The organism is Cellulomonas endophytica (genome assembly GCF_004123805.1).
Classification (GTDB): domain Bacteria; phylum Actinomycetota; class Actinomycetes; order Actinomycetales; family Cellulomonadaceae; genus Cellulomonas; species Cellulomonas endophytica.
Genome location: NZ_RWJX01000065.1, coordinates 1 through 19,659, shown reverse-complemented (window position 1 = coordinate 19,659; position 19,659 = coordinate 1). Strand labels below are relative to the sequence as shown.

At 77.7% G+C, this 19,659-nt stretch carries 14 protein-coding genes, 1 tRNA gene and 1 pseudogene; 12 read left to right on the top strand and 4 right to left on the bottom strand.

Going from position 1 to position 19,659, the window contains the following annotated elements:
• The 4 genes and pseudogenes from EJA20_RS18790 to EJA20_RS14800 form a co-directional block, all read left to right on the top strand.
• Positions 1–1,016, top strand: a pseudogene (locus EJA20_RS18790) (hypothetical protein); the annotation flags it as partial.
• Positions 1,013–1,423, top strand: a complete 411-nt coding sequence (gene rsfS, locus EJA20_RS14810) for a ribosome silencing factor (protein ID WP_129339268.1) — start codon at positions 1,013–1,015, stop codon at positions 1,421–1,423. The pseudogene EJA20_RS18790 and the gene rsfS, both read left to right, overlap by 4 nt.
• A complete protein-coding gene (locus EJA20_RS14805) occupies positions 1,420–2,112 on the top strand; it encodes a histidine phosphatase family protein (protein ID WP_129339267.1) in 693 nt (230 codons plus the stop codon). The genes rsfS and EJA20_RS14805 overlap by 4 nt, the downstream gene beginning before the upstream one ends.
• A 126-nt stretch (positions 2,113–2,238) precedes the next feature.
• A tRNA-Ala gene (locus tag EJA20_RS14800) sits at positions 2,239–2,311 on the top strand.
• Between the two features lie 97 nt (positions 2,312–2,408).
• Here EJA20_RS14800 and EJA20_RS14795 read toward each other — a convergent pair.
• Positions 2,409–3,413, bottom strand: a complete 1,005-nt coding sequence (locus EJA20_RS14795) for a glycosyltransferase family 4 protein (protein ID WP_129339266.1) — start codon at positions 3,411–3,413, stop codon at positions 2,409–2,411.
• A 248-nt stretch (positions 3,414–3,661) separates the two neighbouring features.
• Between EJA20_RS14795 and EJA20_RS14790 the strand changes: the two genes are divergently transcribed.
• From EJA20_RS14790 to EJA20_RS14775, 4 genes are all read left to right on the top strand, one after another.
• A complete protein-coding gene (locus EJA20_RS14790; RefSeq protein WP_129339265.1) occupies positions 3,662–4,948 on the top strand; it encodes a glycosyltransferase in 1,287 nt (428 codons plus the stop codon).
• Positions 4,945–5,952 carry a glycosyltransferase gene (locus EJA20_RS14785; protein WP_129339264.1) on the top strand — a complete coding sequence of 336 codons (1,008 nt, stop codon included), beginning with the start codon at positions 4,945–4,947 and terminating at the stop codon, positions 5,950–5,952. Before EJA20_RS14790 ends, EJA20_RS14785 begins: the two co-directional genes overlap by 4 nt.
• Positions 5,949–6,386: a cupin domain-containing protein gene (locus EJA20_RS14780; RefSeq protein ID WP_205687522.1), complete on the top strand. Its 438-nt coding sequence runs from the start codon at positions 5,949–5,951 to the stop codon at positions 6,384–6,386. Before EJA20_RS14785 ends, EJA20_RS14780 begins: the two co-directional genes overlap by 4 nt.
• A 126-nt stretch (positions 6,387–6,512) precedes the next feature.
• Positions 6,513–7,664 carry a LacI family DNA-binding transcriptional regulator gene (locus tag EJA20_RS14775; protein WP_129339263.1) on the top strand — a complete coding sequence of 384 codons (1,152 nt, stop codon included), beginning with the start codon at positions 6,513–6,515 and terminating at the stop codon, positions 7,662–7,664.
• 50 nt (positions 7,665–7,714) lie between these two features.
• Here EJA20_RS14775 and EJA20_RS14770 read toward each other — a convergent pair whose 3' ends face one another.
• The 3 genes from EJA20_RS14770 to EJA20_RS14760 form a co-directional block, all read right to left on the bottom strand.
• Entirely contained in the window at positions 7,715–9,637 is a 1,923-nt protein-coding gene (locus tag EJA20_RS14770; RefSeq protein ID WP_129339262.1) for a glycosyl hydrolase 53 family protein, read from the bottom strand.
• Positions 9,638–9,814: 177 nt separating this feature from the next.
• Positions 9,815–10,111 (bottom strand): DUF6480 family protein, encoded by a 297-nt coding sequence (locus EJA20_RS14765; RefSeq protein WP_338068833.1) that lies wholly within the window; start codon positions 10,109–10,111, stop codon positions 9,815–9,817.
• Between the two features lie 96 nt (positions 10,112–10,207).
• Positions 10,208–11,158 carry a hypothetical protein gene (locus EJA20_RS14760; protein ID WP_129339261.1) on the bottom strand — a complete coding sequence of 317 codons (951 nt, stop codon included), beginning with the start codon at positions 11,156–11,158 and terminating at the stop codon, positions 10,208–10,210.
• A gap of 196 nt (positions 11,159–11,354) precedes the next feature.
• Here EJA20_RS14760 and EJA20_RS14755 point away from each other — a divergent pair, with 196 nt between their 5' ends.
• The 4 genes from EJA20_RS14755 to EJA20_RS14740 all read left to right on the top strand — a co-directional run bounded on the left by EJA20_RS14755 (position 11,355) and on the right by EJA20_RS14740 (position 19,450).
• A complete protein-coding gene (locus EJA20_RS14755; RefSeq protein WP_129339260.1) occupies positions 11,355–12,392 on the top strand; it encodes a pirin family protein in 1,038 nt (345 codons plus the stop codon).
• Positions 12,393–12,570: 178 nt separating this feature from the next.
• Positions 12,571–15,948: a sensor domain-containing protein gene (locus EJA20_RS14750; protein WP_129339259.1), complete on the top strand. Its 3,378-nt coding sequence runs from the start codon at positions 12,571–12,573 to the stop codon at positions 15,946–15,948.
• A gap of 79 nt (positions 15,949–16,027) precedes the next feature.
• Positions 16,028–16,693 carry a Pr6Pr family membrane protein gene (locus EJA20_RS14745; RefSeq protein ID WP_129339258.1) on the top strand — a complete coding sequence of 222 codons (666 nt, stop codon included), beginning with the start codon at positions 16,028–16,030 and terminating at the stop codon, positions 16,691–16,693.
• 81 nt (positions 16,694–16,774) lie between these two features.
• On the top strand, positions 16,775–19,450 hold the full coding sequence (locus EJA20_RS14740; protein ID WP_240675531.1) for a phosphoenolpyruvate carboxylase: 2,676 nt from the start codon (positions 16,775–16,777) through the stop codon (positions 19,448–19,450).
• The last annotated feature ends 209 nt before the right edge of the window (positions 19,451–19,659 follow it).

Below are 19,659 nucleotides of genomic sequence, written 5' to 3'. Positions count from 1 at the left end.
CCGGCGCGGCGGTCGCCGCCGGCGCGGTCGTCGCCGCGGGGGCCGCGGTCGCCGCCGGCGCCCGCAGGGCCGGCACCGACACCCCCGGGTCGGGGACGGTCCCCCCGGCACCGGTGCCCGCCGCCGCGGCACAGGTCCGGCCCCCGATTGACCGTCCCCAGCTCGACCGGCCCCAGGTCGACCGGCCCCAGGTCGACCGGCCCCAGGTCGACCGGCCGCAGGTCGACCGGCCGCAGGACGGTCGACCGGACGGCGACCGGCGCCGGGTCGACCGGCCGCAGCCCGACCGGTCCCGCGAGGTCGACCCCACGCAGGAGGCCGTCGCCGCGGACCCGACGGTGCACGCCGCCGACGTCCACGCCGCCGTCCGCTCCGTCGTGGGGGACCGCCCGGCGGCCGACGTCGACCCCGACGACGAGCCCGCCCGTCCCGACTGGGCGCCCGTGACGGGGCCCGTGCCCGTCGTCGACGGCCCCGCCGGGACGCTCCTGCCGACCGACGTCCCGCCGGTGCCGACCTGGCCGACGCCCCCGCGCCGTCGTCGCGGCGCCGAGGAGGGCCCCGGCACGCCGGCGGACGGCACCCCCGTCGCGCCCGCCGGGGACGACGGCACCGGCGTGCCCGGCACGGCCCGTGCCGGGGACGGGGCGGGCGACGACCGGGGCCCGGACCCCGACCACCGGCGCAACGGCCCCGGCGGCCGGACGGTCGCCCTCGCCGTGCTCGTCGCGTTCGTCGTCGGCTTCCTCGCCTGGTTCGCGGTCGACCGCGCCCGGGCGTCGGACACCGGTGCGTCCGCCGCCGCGTCCGCCGCCGTGGCGCCGGCCGCCCCCGGGTCACCGGGCACCGCGTGGGGCCCCTCGTCGGGCCCCTCGTCCTCGGGCGGCCCCACCCCCTCCGACCTCCCCGCCGGGCCCCGCCCGGTCGAGGCCCGCACGACCGCCGGCCCCGCCGGCACGACCCCGGCCGCCGCCGAGCCCGGCGCGGCCGCCACCCCTGTCCGAGGAGCCCTGTGACCGCCACCGAACGAGCCGTCGAGCTGGCGGTGGCCGCCGCGCGCGCCGCCGCCGACCGCAAGGCCCACGAGATCCTGGCGCTCGACGTCAGCGAGCAGCTCGTGCTGACGGACGTCTTCGTCATCGCCTCCGGCACCAACGAGCGCCAGGTGGGCGCCATCGTCGACGCCGTCGAGGAGGCGCTCCACGGCCTGGGCGCCAAGCCCGTGCGCCGTGAGGGCAAGGCCCAGGGCCGCTGGGTGCTCATCGACTTCGGCGACGTCGTCGTCCACGTGCAGCACGCCGAGGACCGCGTCTACTACGCCCTCGAGCGGCTCTGGAAGGACTGCCCGCTCATCGAGCTGCCCCCGGACGTCCACGGCACGTCGGAGGACGAGGACGGGACCGGCGACGGCACCCGCCCGTGACGGCCGGGCGCGTCCTGCTCTGGCGGCACGGCCGCACGGCGTACAACGCGGGCGCCCGCCTGCAGGGGCAGGTCGACATCCCGCTCGACGAGGTCGGGCACTGGCAGGCCGCCACCGCCGCGACCGCGCTGCTGTCGCGGCGGACGCCGACGCGCGTCGTCTCCTCCGACCTCGGGCGCGCGCGGGACACCGCCGGCCATCTCGCGGCGCTGACGGGTCTGCCGGTCGCGCTCGACCCGCGGCTGCGCGAGCGCGGCTTCGGCCGGTGGGAGGGGTTGACCGGGGACGAGATCGGCGCGGGCTGGCCCGAGGAGTTCGCGCTGTGGCGTGCCGGCGGCGACCCGCCGGGCGTCGGCGCGGAGACCCGAGCCGCCGTGGGGGAGCGGGTGGCCGCCGCGGTGACGGAGCACGCGGCCGCGCTGGCCCACGACGAGACGCTCCTGTGCGTCGCGCACGGCGCGGCGATCAGCAGCGGCATCACGGCGCTGCTGGGCCTGCCGCCGGGGTGGCGGGGCCTGACGGGCATCGCGAACGCGCACTGGGTGGAGCTGCTCGGCGACGCGCCGCGGACCCCCGCATGGCGCCTGGCGGGCTACAACCTCGGCCCCATCGACCCCGGGACGGACTGGGACACGGGACCGGCCCCGGCGCCGACGGAGGCCGACGCGGAGACCCGCGACCCGGACTGACGGCCGCGGCGCCGGGCTGCGCCGGCGCCCGCGGCCCGCCGTGCCCGATTAGGAAACCGGCCGAGGTCTGTCCTAGAGTATCCGAGCGCCCCACGGGGCGCGGCGGTCCACCAGGACCGCAGGCACGGGGCTGTGGCGCAGCTGGTAGCGCACCTGCATGGCATGCAGGGGGTCAGGGGTTCGAATCCCCTCAGCTCCACCCGCAGGACAGCGGGGCACCCACCAGGGTGCCCCGCTGTTCGTCGTCCCGTCCGTCCGGTCGGACCCGGCCCGGCGGCGTCCGCCGGGACCGGCCCTCACCGGCGTCCTGCGACCAGGCGACGGAAGAGAGCCTCGTAGTCGTCCACCATGCGCGCGCTGGAGAAGCGCTCGAGCGCGTCCGCCCGGCACGCGGCGCGGTCGAGCACCGCCACCGCGTGCACCGCCGCGACCGCGGTGGCGACGTCGTGGACGAGGGCCCCGGAGAGCCCCGGCCGCACGATCTCCGGCATGGAGCCCCGCGCGTGCGCGACGACCGGGGTGCCGGTCGCCATCGACTCCACGACGGACAGTCCGAACGGCTCGTCGAACTCGACGAGGTGCAGCAGCGCGACGGCGCCACCCAGGAGCCGGTCGCGCTCGGCCGGACCGACGGCCCCGGCGTAGACGACGGCGCTGCCGTCGACGTGCGGCTCGACGGCGTCCCGGAAGTACGCCTCGTCCTGCACGATGCCGGCGATCACCAGGGGCAGGCCGGCGCGTGCCGCCACCTCGATCGCGGCGGCGGTGCCCTTGTCGGGGTGGATCCGCCCGAGGAACAGCAGGTACCCGCCCTGGCCGGTGCCGAGGGTGAACCGCTCGACCTCGATGCCGTGGTGGATCGTCGCGGCGTACGTGAGGTCGGGGTGGCGGTCGGCCGCGCTGATCGCGACGTAGTGGGCGACGTCGTCGTACGCGCGGTACACGGGCAGGATCCGCTCCGACGAGAACCCGTGCACCGTGGTCACGACGGGCGTGGCCACCAGCCGCGTGAACGCCAGGGGGAGGAAGTCGAACTGGTTGCTGATGACGTCGAAGGCGTCGGCCCGCTCGAACGCGGCGGCGATGTGGAGCGCCTCGTGCACCTTCGCGTCGAGCGAGCGGTCCTCCTCGTACCCGGTCGGCGCCTCGGCGTGCAGCCGGGCGGCGGTCCGCGAGTCGGCGGTCGCGAAGAGCGTCACGTCGTGGCCCCGGGCGACGAGGCCCTCGGTGAGCGTGGACGCGACCTGCTCCCACGGCCCGTAGCTGCGGGGCGGGACGCGGTGGGCGATGGAGGCGAGCACGGCGATCCTGACGGCGACCTCCCGGGGTCGGGCCGACCGTACCCCCTCCGCGCCGCCCCCCCGCCACCCGGCCCGCCCCGCCCCGGGGCGGGTCCTGCGCCGCCGGTCCGCCGGGAGCGCCCTGGTAGGCTCGCGACGACACCAGGACGGTCCCGCGACCCTCCGGCGGACGGCGCCCCCTGCGGCCCCTCTTCCTCCGTGCACGGCAGCACCCTCGCTGCGACCAGTCACCAGGGAAGCAGGCCTCCGTGGCCGTCCGTCTCGGACTCCTCTCGACGTACCCGTCGACGCAGTGCGGCATCGCGACGTTCTGCGAGGCGCTCGCCACCCAGCTCGTCGCCGACGGCGCGGACGTGGGCGTCGTGCGCGTCGTCGACGAGCCCCAGCCCGGCGGCGCCCCGGTGGTCCACCAGTGGGTGACGGGGGAGCGGGGCGGCGCAGCCGCGGTGGCGGCGGTCCTCGACGCCTACGACGTGGCCGTCGTGCAGCACGAGTACGGGATCTTCGGCGGCCCGGACGGCGAGGACGTGCTCGAGGTCGTCGCGCGGGTGCACGTGCCCGTGGTCACGGTCCTGCACACGGTGCTGACCCACCCCAGCCCGAACCAGCACCGGGTCCTCGCGGCGCTGGTCGCGCGGTCCGACGCCCTCGTCGTCATGACGCGGACCGCCGAGGAGCGGCTGCTGGCCGGGTGGGCGGTCGACCCGGCCCGGGTCTCGGTGATCCCGCACGGCGCCGCGGACAACCGGCCCCCGGCGCACCCCGCGGCGAGCACGGGGGCCCCACCGGCCCCACCGGCCCCGCGCACGACCCGGTCCCCGCGGGTCCCGGCCCGTCCCACGGTCCTCACCTGGGGGCTGCTGTCCCAGGGCAAGGGGATCGAGTGGGCCCTGCACGCGATGGCCGGGCTGCGCGGGCGCATCGCCGCGCCCACGTACCGCGTCGTCGGGCAGACCCACCCCCGGGTCCTCGAGCACGAGGGGGAGGTGTACCGGCAGCGTCTCCTGCAGCTCACCCGCGACCTGCGGCTCACGGGGTCGGTCGAGTTCGACGGCCGCTACCTGTCCGGCCCCGCCCTGCGCGAGGTGGTGCGCCGCGCGGACGTCGTCCTCCTGCCCTACGACTCGCTGGACCAGGTGACCTCGGGGGTGCTCACCGAGGCGGTGGTGGCCGGCAAGCCCGTCATCTCGACGAGCTTCCCCCACGCGGTCGAGCTCCTGTCCGGCGGTGCGGGCGTCCTCGTGCCGCGGCGCGACCCCGGCGCCCTCGCCGACGCCCTCGTCCACGTGCTCGCCGGTGAGGGCGTCGCGACGGCGATGGCGGCGGCCGCCTCCGGGCTGGCGGCGTCCCTCCTGTGGCCCGCGGTCTCCCGCCGCTACCTCCACCTGGCCGCCACCCTCGTCACGGCCACGTCCCCGGCCACGGCCACGGCCACGGCGCGGCCGCTCGTGGCCCCGCTCCCGGCCCTGCCCCTCGACGCGGTGGTCGACCTGCCCCCGACCCCTCGCCGCCGCGCCGTCCCGGCACCGCTGTGACCGGCGGCCCGCGCTACGCGCACCTGCGCCGCCTGAGCACCGGCACCGGTCTGTACGAGCACGCCCTCGGCACGTCCCCGCGCGTGGAGCACGGGATGTGCGTCGACGACGTGGCGCGCGCCCTCGTCGTCACCGTGCGGGCCGGCGATCCCGGGCTCGCCGACCTGTCGACGATCTACCTCTCCTTCCTGCTCGACGCCCTGCGTCCCGACGGACGCATGCACAACCGCCGCACCCCGGAGGGCGTCTGGGTCGACCGGCCCTCGACCGACGACCACTGGGGCCGGGCGGTGTGGGCGTTCGGCACGACGGTGGCCGCCGGCGGCGACCCCGGGCTCGTCGCGCGGGCGAGGGCCGGGGCGTCGACCGCGGTGCAGGCCCGCTCGCCCCACCCGCGCGCCACGGCCTACGCGGCGCTCGGTGCCGTGCAGCTGGTGCGCGCGCTCCCGGCCGACCTGCCGGCGCGGCGTCTCGTGCACGACGCGCGGGCGTCGCTGCCGCGCGTCCGGGGCGGCGCCTGGCCCTGGCCGGACGAGCGGCTCACCTACGCGAACGCCGTCCTGCCCGAGGCGATGATCGCCGTCGGGCACACCCTGCACGACGCCCGGCTGCGCGACGACGGGCTGGTGCTGCTCGGCTGGCTCGAGGACGAGCAGACGGTCGAGGACTACCTGTCCGTCGTCCCGGCCGGCGGACGGGTGCGGGGCGACGGGCGCCCGGCGTTCGACCAGCAGTCGATCGAGGTGGCGGCGCTGGCCGAGGCGGCGAGGACGGCGCACCGGGTCACGGGCGACCGACGCTGGGTGCGCCTCCTCGCGCGCTGCGAGGCCTGGTTCACGGGCGACAACGACTGCCGGCTCCCCATGCGCGACCCGCTCACCGGCGGCGGGTACGACGGGCTGCACGAGGGGTCCGTGAACCAGAACCAAGGAGCGGAGTCGACCCTCGCCTGGCTGTCCACGAGCCAGCTGCACGGGTCGGTGGCCGCGGCGGCCCGCGGGTGAGCGGCGACCCGGCCGCGCCCCCCGGACCCGACGCCGCGTCCGCGCCACGGGCCCGGTTCCCGGCGCCCCTGCGTCGCCCCAAGCCCTGGGGCGAGGAGGCCCTCTTCGCGGGCGGCGAGCACGGGTACGTCGGCAAGCTCCTCACCGTGCGTGCCGGGCAGGCCCTGAGCCTGCAGTACCACGTCGAGAAGGACGAGACGATCGTCGTCGTCACCGGCGAGGCGGTGCTCGAGCACGGTGGCCGCGACGAGCCCCTCGCGTCGCGCACGATCCGGCCGGGGGACGTGGTGCACCTGCCGCCCGGCGCGCGGCACCGGATCACGGCCACGACCGACCTGCTGCTCGTCGAGGCGTCCACGGCCGCCCCCGGCTGGCAGGACGACGTGGTGCGCCTGGAGGACCGGTACGGACGGGCGGGGACGTCGGCGCCGTGACCGCGGGGCCGGCCTCCCGCCGGCCCTGACCGGGGACGGGGCGCGGGCCGAGCCCTCCGGCCCGGCCCGCCGTCGTCGGCGCCGGACGGGGGCCACGACGGCGGCCGCCCGCACTACGCTCCGCGCATGCCCAGCGCGTCCCACCGGCGACCGACGATCGTCGACGTCGCCGCAGCGGCGGGCGTCTCGCGCGGCACCGTGTCCCGCGTCCTCAACGGCGGCCGGTGGGTCTCCCCGGAGGCGGCCGCGGCCGTGCGGGACGCGATCCGGACGACCGGCTACCGGGCGAACGAGCACGCGCGCAGCCTGGCGACGGGCCGGTCGAACTCCGTCGCCTTCCTGCTCACGGAGCCGCAGCACCTGCTCTTCGAGGACCCGACGTTCGCGATCCTGCTCCGGGGCGCGGCGGCGGCGCTGAGCCGGCGGGGGATGCCCCTGCTGCTCATGGTCGCCGGCACGGCGGAGGAGCGCCGCCAGGTGCTGGCCTACGTGTCCGGGGGCCACGTCGACGGCGTCCTGCTCATCTCGTCGCACGCCGGGGACCCGCTCCTGGAGGCGCTCGTGCGGGCCGGCGTGCCGACGGTCGCCTGCGGCACCCCGCTGGGGTTCGAGCAGCGGATCGGGTCCGTCGGGGTGGACGACCGGGGCGGCGCGCGGCGCATGACCCGGCACCTGCTCGACCTGGGCCGCACGCGCGTCGCGACGATCACCGGCCCGCTCGACACCCCGGGCGGCCGCTTCCGCTTCGAGGGCTACCGGGACGAGCTCGGCGGCGCCGTCGACCCGGCGCTCGTCGCGCACGGGGACTACACGCGCGACGGCGGCGCGCGGGCGATGGCGGAGCTCCTCGACCGGCGGCCGGACCTCGACGCGGTCGTCGTCGCCTCGGACCTCATGGCGGCGGGCGCGCTGGCGGCGCTGCGGGCGGCGGGCCGCTCGGTCCCGGGGGACGTGGCGGTGGGCGGCTTCGACGACTCCGGCCTGGCCGCGACCCTCGAGCCGCCGCTGACGACCCTGCGCCAGCCGTTCGAGCGCATCAGCGCGGAGCTCGTGCGCCTGCTGCTCGAGGTCGTCGAGGGCGCCGGGCCCGCCGCGGTCACGCTGCCGACGACCCTCGTCGTCCGGGGCAGCACGGTGGTCGGGACGGCCCCGCCCGTGGACGGGCCCGACGGAGGGCCCCCGCCCGGGACGACGGCGACCGGGGCACCTGCGGCCGACGACCCGCCCGCCGACGACGCGCCGGCCGACGGGGCGCCGGAGCGTGCAGCCGCCCGGTGACCCGACGCCCCGGGACGCGGCCTCGGCGGCCACGTCCCGGGGCGGGCGGGTCAGAGGTGGCGCCGCACCACGTCGACGACCGCCGTCACCGGGCCGTACGCGGTCGAGCCCGTGACGGTGGACGAGCCCGGGACGGACGTGCCGGTGCCGGCGGCGGCGTCCCACGTGACGGGCACCGCGGTGACGGTGCCGTCCGCCGTCGACAGCACGTCGACGGTGGCCGGCAGCGCGAGGGCGTCCTTCGCGCGCACGCTGACGTGCACGGTGTCCTCGAGCACGTGCTCGGCGTCGCTGTCGGCGAACACCTCGACCGTCTCGTGGAACTTGATGGTCGGCCAGGCGCTGGAGTCCCAGTCGACCATCTCCTGCCAGTTCGCCGGCTCCCACACCAGGACCCCGACGCCCCGGTTGTCCGGGAGGTCGTTCGCGATCTGGAACACGCGCTGGAGGAAGTCGCCGGCCCCCTGCGCCGTCTTGGGGTACGGCGAGTTCGGGACGGGCAGGCCGTCGTAGTCGTTCGACTGGTGCGAGGTCTCGGCGATCTCCATCGCGTAGCCCGGGTGGGCGGCGGCGATCGCGTGCAGGTTCGCCTCGTAGTGCTCCGGGCTGCCGTGCCAGTCGGGGTAGTAGGAGTGCGCGAGGACGTCGATGTCCTCGCCCTGCGCGTTCAGGCGCGTGAGGAACTGGTCCCAGAACTCCAGGGTCTTGTCGACGCGTCCCTGGTCGATGATGACGTGGGTCTCGAGCGGGATCTCGACCCCGTGCGCGGCCGCGGCCTCGCGCACGGCGCGGATGCCGGCCGACTGGAGGGTGACGAAGCGGTCCCACGACGCGTCGTACGCGGCCTTCTCCGCGGGGTCCTGCGAGCCCCACAGGTCCCACAGGATCGCGCCGCCGGGCTGCGACACGAACGAGGGGTCGTCGTTGAAGTAGCAGGCCCCGCACCACGCCGACTCCTCGAACCAGGGCTGCGCCTTCTCGCTGCCCCACATGAACCCGTTGATGAGCTCGTTGCCCACGGCCACCTTGGCCGGCACGGTGCCCTGCGCCAGGAGCGCGTCGACCGTGCCGTAGGTGTAGTCGTGGACGGCGTCCGTGAGCTCGTCGAACGGCAGCTCGCGCCAGGCGGTGGGCTTGGCCTGCTTGCTCGGGTCCGCCCAGGAGTCGGAGTAGTGCAGGTCGATGCCGAGGTCCATGCCCGTCGCGACGACCCGCTCGGCGACGTCCAGCGTCCGCTCCGGTCCCTGGAACGCCGGCTCGAGGTACTCGCCCGTGCGCTCGTCCCGCGGGTCGTTGAAGACGCGCAGCCGCACGTACTCCATGCCGGCCCCGGCGACCGTGCCGAGCAGGTCCCCGGCCCGCGCCGGGTCGTCCGTCCAGTACCGCAGGCCGTCGCGGGCGTCCTGGTCGGCGTAGGACAGGTCGGCGCCCAGCACGAGGTCGTCGCGCAGGTAGTTCCACACGCGCAGCTCGCTGATGCCCGGGGTGGCGCCGCGGGTCGCGTCGAGGAGCCGCACGCGCAGGAAGGCGGTGCCCGGACGGGTGAGGAGGTGCTCCTCGCCCCGGCCCGCGACGTCCGCGCGCGAGCGGTCGACGACCGTCTCCCACGTCGTGCCGTCCGACGAGGCCTCGACCACGTACCGGTACACCCCGTCGGGGTCGGGGAACACGAGCTCGACCTTGCGGACGTTGTCGTACGCCCCGCCCAGGTCGAGGGTGAGGGCCTGCCCGGGCTTCCGCGCGGCCTGCCAGGCGGTGGCCGGGTCGCCGTCGACCGCCAGCGCGGCGGACGCGGCCCCGCTCGTCGTGGACAGCTCCACCCACGGCTTGCGGGCGAGGTCGCTCGCGACGGGCGAGAAGCTCGCGTCGTCGGGGTCCGCCGAGGCGGCGGTGGCCGGTCCCAGCAGCAGCGCGCCGGACGTCAGCGCGACGGCGGCGGCGGTCAGAGGACGTCGTCGTCCTGCTCGTCTCATGGTCTCTCTCGTCTCGCGGGTCGAGGGTCGGCGACCGCCCGCGGGCCTCGTCGCCCGCCCGGCCCCCGCCGCACCGCGGGTCCGAGCGCACTGTGCGCGATCACAGCGCACCCACGGTACGACGGGGCGGTCCTCCGCGACAAGGACCCTGCTCACCGGCTGTGCGCGTGCACAGGGTCAGCCCAGGAGACCGGCCAGCCGCCCGACGAAGAACAGCGCGACGAGCACCACGACGAGTCCGATCCCCGCGTAGACGACCCAGCTGACGCCCCGGCCCGCGACGTCGGGCTGCCGGTCCGAGACCCCGGTCGTGCTGGACTCCCCGGGCGGCGTCTCGCCGGGAGGCACGCCGCCGCCGGGCTCGAGACCCGTCGTCGTCGCCGGGTCGGGGTCGGGGGTCACCCGGTCCCGCGCGGCCTGGGGCCGGGGGTCGATCTCGCCCTTGTCGGGCGTGCGGTCGTCAGGGCTGGTCATCGTGCTCCCGTCGGTCGGTGTCGGCCCCAGCCTCACCCGTGCCCGGGGGTGCGGCAACCGGCCGCCGGGCCCGTCACCGCCGCCGTGGGCCGCCGCTCAGTCGCACCAGCCCGTGCCGCCCGCGACGAAGAGCACGCGCGCGTCCGGCTCCGAGGTCTCCGTGAACCACCGGGCACCGGCCTCCCCGACGGTCCAGAGGTCGAACTCGGCCCAGAGGACCGCACGGTCGCCCGCCGCCCGCTCCACCTCGGCGAGCGTCGCGCCCGGCCCGAGGCCCAGCGGCACGGAGACGGGCAGGGGGACGTCCCGGCCCCGCAGACCCCAGCCGGCCAGCACGTCTCCCGCGAGCTGGACGGTGAGGTCGCCCCACGTCAGCGCGCGGTCGATGCCGCCGCCGCAGGTCGCGTCCTCCGTCGCGTCGGGTGGCCCGAGCAGCTCCCGCAGCGCCGCGGCGGCCCCGCCGCGCCCGAGGGGCAGGTCGCCGACGCCGCCCCCCGTGAGGGCGAGCGCCGTGGGCTCGGCGGGGGCCGGCGACGGGGTCGGCGTCGGCTCGGGCGTGGGGTCCGGCGGGGCCGGGGTCGGCGTCGCCGGCTCGGAGGCACCGGGCTCCGTCGGGGCGGGGGCCTCGGGGACCGCCGGGTCCGGCTCCGGCGCGGGCGGGACGGGCGGCACCGGCGCGGGGGCGGCGGTCGGCGAGGGGCGGGCCGGCACGGGGAGGGGCGTCGGCGTCGGCGTCGGGCGCCGCGTCGGGGCGGCCGTGGCGGTGGGCGCCGGTGCGGTCGCGGGGGCGGTGGGGCCGGGCGTGCCGGGCGTGGTCGTCGCGGCCGGAGCGGTCCCCTCCGCCGGGTCGCCGTCCGGGTCGCCGTCCGTGCTGCCGGTCGTGCCGCCGTCCGTGCCGCCGGTCGTGGTCGGGAGCGCCGCCGACGCGGTGGCGCCGGCACCGGCGACGGCGCCCCCCTCGTCGCCCGGCGTGCAGGCCACGAGCGTCAGCGCGACGAGCACCAGCGCGACCACGGGGGTCGCGCGCGCGGGCGCGGGTCGGCGCACGGGACCTCCTGGTCGGCTCGGGCGGTGGTGGGCGGTGCGACGGGCGGACGGGAGGGGCTGGGGCTCGGTGGCGCCGCGTCGGACTCCGGCGAGGCGCGCGCCGGGCGCGCGCGGTCGGCGGGCGCGCCCGCGGTCGTCCCAGCGTAGGCGAGCGGGGCCTCCGGCGGGAGGACCCCGCCCGCGTACGCTCCGCGGTGTGACGAACCTCGAGGCGCGCCCGACGGTCGAGCGGTGCGCGGCGGGCGGTCCCGGCGCGGCCGGCGTCGAGCTCGTCGAGCCACGGCTGGTGCCGCTCGGCGGCGTCCGCGCGATGACCGTCCGGCGCACGCTGCCCTCGCGGGCGAGGTCCCTCGTCGGCCCGTTCTGCTTCCTCGACCACTACGGCCCCGACGACGTCGCGGACTCGGGCGGCATGGACGTCCCGCCCCACCCCCACACGGGGCTGCAGACGGTGACGTGGCTGTTCGAGGGGCACGTGCGCCACCAGGACGCGACGGGCGCCGTCCGGACGGTGGCGCCCGGCGGGCTCAACCTCATGACGGCCGGCCACGGCGTGTGCCACTCCGAGGAGGGGACCACGGCCCTCTTCCCGGACCAGCGCCGGCTCCACGGGGTGCAGCTGTGGACGGCCCTGCCCGAGGCGGCCCGCCACGGGGCGCCGGCCTTCCAGCACGTCGCCGACCTGCCGGTCGTCGAGCACGACGGGGCCCGGGTGCGCGTGGTGCTGGGCACGCTGCTCGGCGCCTCGTCGGCGGGGCGCACCTTCTCCCCGTGCGTCGCGGCCCAGCTCGACGTGCCGGCGGGCGCGGTCGTCGACCTGCCCGTGGACGCGGGCTTCGAGCACGCCGTGCTGGTCGACGCCGGCGAGGTGCGGCTCGACGGCACCGTCGTGCCGCCGGCCTGGCTCGGCTACCGCGCCCCGGGGCCCGACCGGCTCCGGCTCGTCGTCGGGCCCGGCGGACCGGCACGGCTCGTCCTCGTCGGGGGCGCGCCCTTCACCGAGCCCGTGCTCATGTGGTGGAACTTCGTGGGGCGGACGCACGACGAGGTGGTGTCCGCGCGCGCCGCCTGGCAGGCCGCGATCGCCGGCGACGCCGACGGCCTGGCCCGCTTCGGCTCCGTGCCGGGCTACCCCGGCCCGGCCCTGCCCGCGCCGGACCTGCCGAACGTCCGCCTGCGGCCGCGGGACCGGCCGGTGCCCGCCGCGGGCGCGGAGCCGAACCCGCTGTCCTGACCGGCCGGACGGGGGACGGGGCCGCCGCCGCGGGCGGTGGCCCCGCCCGGGTCCCGGGCCGGTCCGCGGGCGGGTCCCGGGCGCCGGGCCCCCTGCCTTGCCGTCCCCGGGACCGCCCCGCACCATGCAGGGGACGTGCAGCGAGGACCGTGCAGCAGCCGCCGGACGGGGAGACGTGATGACGCGGGACGACGACCGCACGGAGGGGCCCGCGGCACCCGAGCAACCCGTCGCGGGCGACCGGGACGCCGCCTGGCGCCTCCTGGGCCGCACGGGCGCGGCGGTGGTCGTCGTCGACGAGGAGCACGTCGTCCGGTGGGCCAACCCCGCGGCGGCCGTGCTGCACGGGGAGGCCTCGCCCGAGGTCCTCGTCGGCCGCTCCGTCCTGGGGTGGGTGCCCGCCCAGGGCCGCGAGACGCTGCGCGAGGTGCACGGGCGCGTGCTGGTGACGGGCAGCTCGCGGTCGCGCTTCGGCGTGCTGCGCCGCCGGGGGCGTCCCGACGAGTCCGTGCGGACCGTCGACGGGGACGCGGTGGCCGTGGTGTGGGAGGGCCTGCCCGCGGTCGGCGTGGTCATGGTCGACGTCACGGACGTGCAGGCCGCCGAGGCCGCGCGCGAGGCCGCCCGCCGACCCGCCGCCGTGCTGGCGGAGGCCGAGCAGGGCTACCTCGAGGTGTGCGCCGAGGGCGTGGTGCTCGCGGCCAACGCCGCCGTCGCCCGGCTCGTGGGCCGTGCGGACCCCGTCGGCGCCCGCCTCGCCGAGCTCGTCGTGCCGGCGGACCGGCCCCGGGCCCAGGGGCTCGTCGACCTCGTCGGCCCCGGCGCGCCGGCGGCCGACGGCGGCCGCGTCCTCACCCTGCGGCTGCGCCGGCCGGACGGCACGGGCGTGCCCTGCCGGGTGGCGGCCGTCGCGGTGCGCGAGCGGGAGGGCCTGCTCGACCACGTCGCCCTGACCGTCCTGGACGACCGGGAGGCGCAGGACCGCCTCGAGGGCCTGGCCGGACGGGCGGACCGGGCCGACGCGCTCCTGCGCGCCCTGCCCGACGCCGTCATCGTCACGGGGCCCGAGGGGCGCGTCGTCGAGACGAACTCCCAGGCGGAGGCGCTGCTGGGGTACGGGCCGGGCGAGCTCGTCGGCCAGGGCATCGAGGTGCTCGTGCCCGCGCCCGCCCGGGACGACCACCGCCGCAAGCGGGAGCGCTACGGCGCGAGCGACCACTCGCGCTCCATGTTCACGGGGCCGGGGCTCGACGCGGTCCGTCGGGACGGCACGCACGTGCCCGTCGAGGTCAACCTCGCGGGCGCCACCCTCGACGGGCGCCGGGTCGTCGTGGCCGCGGTCCGCGACACGAGCGAGCAGCGGCGCCTGGCCGAGCGGCTGCAGGCCTCCCACGACCTCATGGCCGGGGTCCTCGCCGCCGCCACGGAGCAGGCGGTGCTCGCCGTCGACCTCGAGGGCCGCATCGAGCTGTTCAGCCGCGGCGCGGAGCGCCTGCTCGGCTACTCGGCCGACGAGGTGCTGGGCCGGTCGACGGCGCTCTTCGACGTCCCGGACGTCGACCGTCCCGGCGCCTGGGGCCCGCACGAGACGCTGGCGCGCCCCGAGGCCGTGCAGGCGCTGGTGGAGCGCGACGTGTCCGCCACCCGGCCCTGGGCCTGGCGCACGCGCACGGGGGAGCGCCACGACCTCCTGCTGTCGCTCACGGTCCGCCGGGGCGCGACGGGGCCGGACGGCCTCATCGTCGTCGCGACGGACCGCACCGCCCAGCTGGCCCAGGAGGCGGAGCTGGCCGCCAGCCGCGAGCGCTTCCGGGTCGCCTTCGAGCACGCGCCCGTGGGCGTCGCCATGGTGAGCACGCGCCCGGAGGACCGCGGCCGGTTCCTCCAGGTGAACGGCACGATGACGGGCATGCTCGGCTACGGCGCCCCCGAGCTCGTCGGGACCCCCGTCACCGCGCTCGTGCACCCGCAGGACGTCGCGCTCGTCGACGCGGGGCTGTCGACCCTGGCGGACGGGCGCACCACCACGGACGTCGTCGAGCACCGCTGCCTGCACGCCGACGGGCACGACGTCTGGGTGAGCACGTCGTTCGCGGGCGTGCAGGACGAGGCGGGGCGGCCCGACTACGCGGTCTGCATGATGACGGACGTCACGGACCGCCGACGGGTCGAGGCCGAGCTCGTCCACCACGCCCTCCACGACGCGCTGACGGGACTGCCCAACCGGGCGCTCGTGACGGAGCACCTCGGCCAGGCCCTCGGGCGCGCCCGCCGCCAGGGCTCGACGGCGGGCCTGCTCTACATCGACCTGGACAACTTCAAGGACGTCAACGACTCCCTCGGGCACGCGGCGGGCGACGAGCTGCTGGCCGCCGTGGCGGAGCGCCTCACGGCGGCCGTCCGGGACGCGGACGTGCCGGGACGGCTCGGCGGCGACGAGTTCGTCGTCGTGTGCGAGGACGTGGGGGACGCGGACGGGATCGCGGCGGTGGCGGACCGGGTGTCCCGGGCGCTGGCGGCGCAGCTGACCGTCGAGGGGCGGACCCTGCAGGTCTCCGCCAGCATCGGCGTGGCCTACGCCCGCAGCGAGGACGCGTCCCCGGCGGACCTCCTGCGCGAGGCCGACACCGCCATGTACCGGGCGAAGGCGAACGGCCGGGGCCGGTGGGAGTTCTCCGACCCGGGCCTGCAGGCGCGGGCGCTGCGCCAGATCGAGCTCGAGGCGGACCTGCGCGCGGCGCTGCTGCTGCCGGAGGCGCCCCCGGTGCCGTCCGTGCCGCGCGCCGACCCCACCCCCGACGCCGGGCCGGAGGGGCAGCTCTACCTCGACTACCAGCCCTGCTTCGACGCGCGCACGCAGCGGCTCGTCGCGTGCGAGGCCCTGCTGCGGTGGCGGCACCCGCAGCAGGGGCTGCTCGGCCCGGGGGCGTTCCTCGACGTGGCGGAGGAGCGGGCGCTCATGGTCCCGCTGGGGGAGTGGGTGCTGCGCGCGGCCCTGCGCCAGGCGGCCCGGTGGCGGAGGCGCTTCGGCGACGACGCCCCCGAGATGTGGGTGAACGTCTCGCCGGGCCAGATGGCGCGCGACCACTTCCCGCTCCTCGTCGGCGAGGTGCTCGACGAGGAGGGCCTGCCGGGCACGGCGCTCGTCGTCGAGCTCACGGAGAACCAGGCCCTGCGGTCCTCGCCGCAGGTGCTGGAGGACCTGCACGCGCTCGGGGAGCGCGGGGTGCGCCTGGCGATCGACGACTTCGGCACGGGCTACGCCGGCATGGAGTACCTGCGCCGCCTGCCCGTCTCCTCCCTCAAGCTCGACCGCAGCTACGTCGCGGGCCTCGGCAAGGACGTGACGGGGACGGCGCTCGCGGCGACCGTCGTGGCGCTCGGGCGGGCGCTCGGTCTCACGGTCGTGGCCGAGGGCATCGAGACGCCGGAGCAGCACGACGCGGTCCGCCGGCTCGGGGTGGACGTGCTGCAGGGGTTCCTCCTGGCGCGGCCGGGCCCGGCCGAGCAGGTGGAGCGCCTGCTCCTGGCCCCGGTCCCCACCGCGGCCGGGTAGCGTCCGGCGCGTCCGCACCCCCGATCGATCCCACCCACCGTCGACCGGCGCCCGCGGGCCCCGGGGACCAGGAGGACGCGTGCTCGCACGGGCCCTGCACGCCGCCGTCGCGACCGCCGCGCTCGCGGGCGTGGCGATCGAGCTCGTCACCGCCCTCGTCGAGGGCCCGGGAGCGGCCCCCTCGCACGCGGAGCGGATCGTCCGGCTCCTCTCCTACTTCACGATCCTGTCGAACCTGCTGGTCGGCGGGGTCTCCGCCCTGCTGGCGGCCCGCCCCGACCACGACGGCCGGCTCTTCCGGGTGCTGCACCTGGACGCCGTCCTGTGCATCACGGTCACCGGGATCGTCTACCACCGGGCTCTCACCGGGCTCGTCGAGCTGACGCCGGCGGGCGCCCTGACGAACTTCCTGCTGCACACGGTCTCGCCCGTGCTCGCGGTGGTCGCCTGGCTCCTCGCTGGGCCGCGGCCGCGGACGGACGGGCGGACGGTCGCGCTCGGGGTGGTGCCGCCGCTGCTGTGGATCGCGTACACCTTCGCCCGCGGCGCCGCGACGGGCTGGTACCCGTACCCCTTCCTCGACGTCGGCGAGGTGGGCGTCGGCGGGGCCGCGGCGGCGACGGCGGTCGTCGCGGTGGTGTTCCTCCTCCTCGCGGGCGGGGTGCGGCTGCTCGAGCGCGTCCTGCCCCGCGCCCCCCGCGCCTCGCGCGCCCCGGACCGCCCGGGGCACGCCCCCGGGCGCTGAGGGTGTGACGTCCACGACGTCCGGGCCCGAGGAGTGGGACGGCGGCGCCCGACCCCTGGGCGGGGTGGCTACGGTTCTCCCGTGACAGCGCCCCCCACGACCACCCCGGACCCGCGCGGGCTCGCCCGCTACGAGGTGCCCGAGCCCCTGCGCACGGACGTGCGCGTGCTGGGCGAGCACCTCGGCCGCGTGCTGCGCGAGGCGGGCGGCGAGGACCTGTACGACGACGTCGAGCGCCTGCGCGAGCTGTCGATCCGCGCGCACGACGGCCGCGAGCCCGAGGCGTTCGCCGAGGCCGAGGCGCTCGTCGCCGGGCTGTCGCTGCAGCGGGCGGAGCAGGTGGCGCGGGCCTTCACCTGCTACTTCCACCTCGTCAACGTGGCGGAGGAGAACCACCGCATCCGCATCCTGCAGCGGCGCGAGTCGCAGGCGGCCCCGGGCCAGCTCACGGCCGACGACACGCTGCCCGCGGCGCTCTCGACGCTCGCCTCGGAGGTGGGCGAGGAGGAGGCCCGGCGCCGGCTGCGGACGCTGGAGTTCCGGCCCGTCCTCACCGCGCACCCCACGGAGGCGCGGCGCCCGGCGGTGGCCCGCTCCATCCGGCGCATCGCGGAGCTCGTCGCCGAGCGCGACCGGCTGCAGATCGGCGGCACGTCGCTGGCGGAGAACGACCGCCGGCTGCTGTTCGAGATCGACATCCTCTGGCGCACCTCGCCCCTGCGGGCCGACAAGCCGACCGTGCTCGACGAGGTGCAGACGGTGCTCGGCGTCTTCAACACGACGCTCGTCGACGTCCTCACCACGGTGTACCGGCGCCTCGACGACTGGCTGCTGGGCGACGAGGCCGGCACCACCCCGCCCGTCGTGGCGCCGTTCGGGCGCCTCGGCACGTGGATCGGCGGCGACCGGGACGGCAACCCCAACGTCACCGCGCGCGTCACCCGCGAGGCCGCCGCGCTCGCCTCGCACGCCGTGCTCACCGCGCTCGAGGCCTCCGCCCGGCGCGTCGCCGAGCGGCTCACGCTCGAGGCCGCGATCACGCCGCCGTCGGCCGCGCTCGCCACCCTCTGGCGCCAGCAGCGCGGCCTGTCCGAGCAGCTCGCGGACGCCACGGCGGGGGAGGCGCCCGGCGAGGTGCACCGCCGCGTGCTCCTCGTCGTCGCCGGCCGCATCGCCGCGACGCGGGCCCGGGACGCCGACCTCGGCTACGCCGGCCCGCAGGAGCTCGTGGCGGACCTGCTCGTCATCCAGCGCTCGCTCGTGGACGCCGGCGCCCCGCGCGTCGCGTTCGGGGCGCTGCAGAAGCTCCTGTGGCAGGTCCAGACCTTCGGCTTCCACCTCGCCGAGCTCGAGGTGCGCCAGCACTCGCAGGTGCACGCCGCCGCGCTGGCCGACATCGCCGAGCACGGCGTCGACGGGCCGCTCGCCGAGCGCACCGTCGAGGTGCTCGACACGTTCCGCGCGCTCGGTGCGGTGCAGAAGCGGCACGGCGTGGAGGCGGCCCGCCGCTACATCGTCTCCTTCACGCAGTCCGCCGAGCACCTGGCCGCGGTGTACGAGCTCGCGGAGCACGCCTTCACGGGCGCCTCCGAGCGGCCCGTCATCGACGCCATCCCGCTCTTCGAGACGTTCGCGGACCTCGAGGCGAGCGTCGACATCCTCGAGGCGGCGCTGGAGCACCCCGCGGTGCAGCGCCGGCTGGCGGAGAACGGCCGGCGGGTCGAGGTCATGCTCGGCTACTCCGACTCCTCGAAGGACGTCGGGCCGCTGGCGGCCACGCTCGCCCTCGACGCCGCGCAGGCGCGCATCGCGGACTGGGCGAGGCGGCACGACATCGAGCTCACGCTGTTCCACGGCCGCGGCGGCGCCCTGGGCCGCGGCGGCGGCCCCGCCAACCGGGCCGTCCTGGCCCAGCCCCCGGGGTCCGTCGACGGGCGGTTCAAGCTCACGGAGCAGGGCGAGGTCATCTTCGCCCGGTACGGCGACCCCGTCATCGCCTCCCGCCACATCGAGCAGGTGGCGGCGGCAACCCTGCTCCAGGGCGCCCCGTCCGTCGAGCGGCGCAACGCGGAGGCGACGGTCCGCTTCGCCGACCTCGCCGAGCGCCTCGACGCGGTCTCCCGCCGGCGCTTCCACGAGCTCGTGCGCGCCGACGGCTTCCCGCAGTGGTTCGCCGAGGTGACGCCGTTGGAGGAGCTCGGCCTGCTGCCCATCGGCTCCCGGCCGGCGCGCCGCGGGCTGTCCGTGTCCTCGCTCGACGACCTGCGCGCCATCCCCTGGGTGTTCTCGTGGTCGCAGGCCCGCATCAACCTCGCCGGCTGGTACGGCCTGGGCAGCGCGCTGGAGGCCGTGGGCGACGAGGCGCTGCTGCAGGAGGCCTACCGCGACTGGCCGCTCATGACGACGTTCGTCGACAACGTCGAGATGTCGCTGGCCAAGACGGACGAGCGCATCGCCGAGGGCTACCTCGCCCTGGGCGACCGCGACGACCTCGCCGGGCTCGTCATGGGCGAGCTGCGCCTGACCCGCGAGTGGGTCGTGCGCATGACGGGGTCGGACGAGCTGCTCTCGCGCCGGCGGATCCTCGGCCGCGCCGTCGCGCTGCGCTCGCCCTACGTCGACGCGCTCTCGCTGCTCCAGCTGCGCGCCCTGCGCGGCCTGCGGACCGGGGACGCGCCCGAGCAGGCCGACGGCCTGCGCCACCTGCTGCTGCTCACCGTCAACGGCGTCTCCGCCGGCCTGCAGAACACGGGCTGACCGGCCGCGGCGCCGCCCGCCCGGCGGCGTCGCGCCCACGACGACGGCCGCCCGTCCCCGCGAGGGGAGGGGCGGCCGTCGTCGTGGTGGTCCGGGCCGTGCCCGGCCGTGCCCGGCCGTGCGGGCCTGGTGTCAGGCCCCGGCGGGACCCGCGCCGCGGCCGCGGCCGCCGCGACGGCGACGACGCGCGGGCGCGCCCTCGCCACCAC

Coding starts and splice junctions, on each gene's coding strand:
- EJA20_RS14765 (WP_338068833.1), bottom strand. CDS start 10,111: ATGACCAGCCCTGACGACCGCACGCCCGACAAGGGCGAGATCGACCCC.
- EJA20_RS14750 (WP_129339259.1), top strand. CDS start 12,571: ATGACGCGGGACGACGACCGCACGGAGGGGCCCGCGGCACCCGAGCAA.
- EJA20_RS14775 (WP_129339263.1), top strand. CDS start 6,513: ATGCCCAGCGCGTCCCACCGGCGACCGACGATCGTCGACGTCGCCGCA.
- EJA20_RS14770 (WP_129339262.1), bottom strand. CDS start 9,637: ATGAGACGAGCAGGACGACGACGTCCTCTGACCGCCGCCGCCGTCGCG.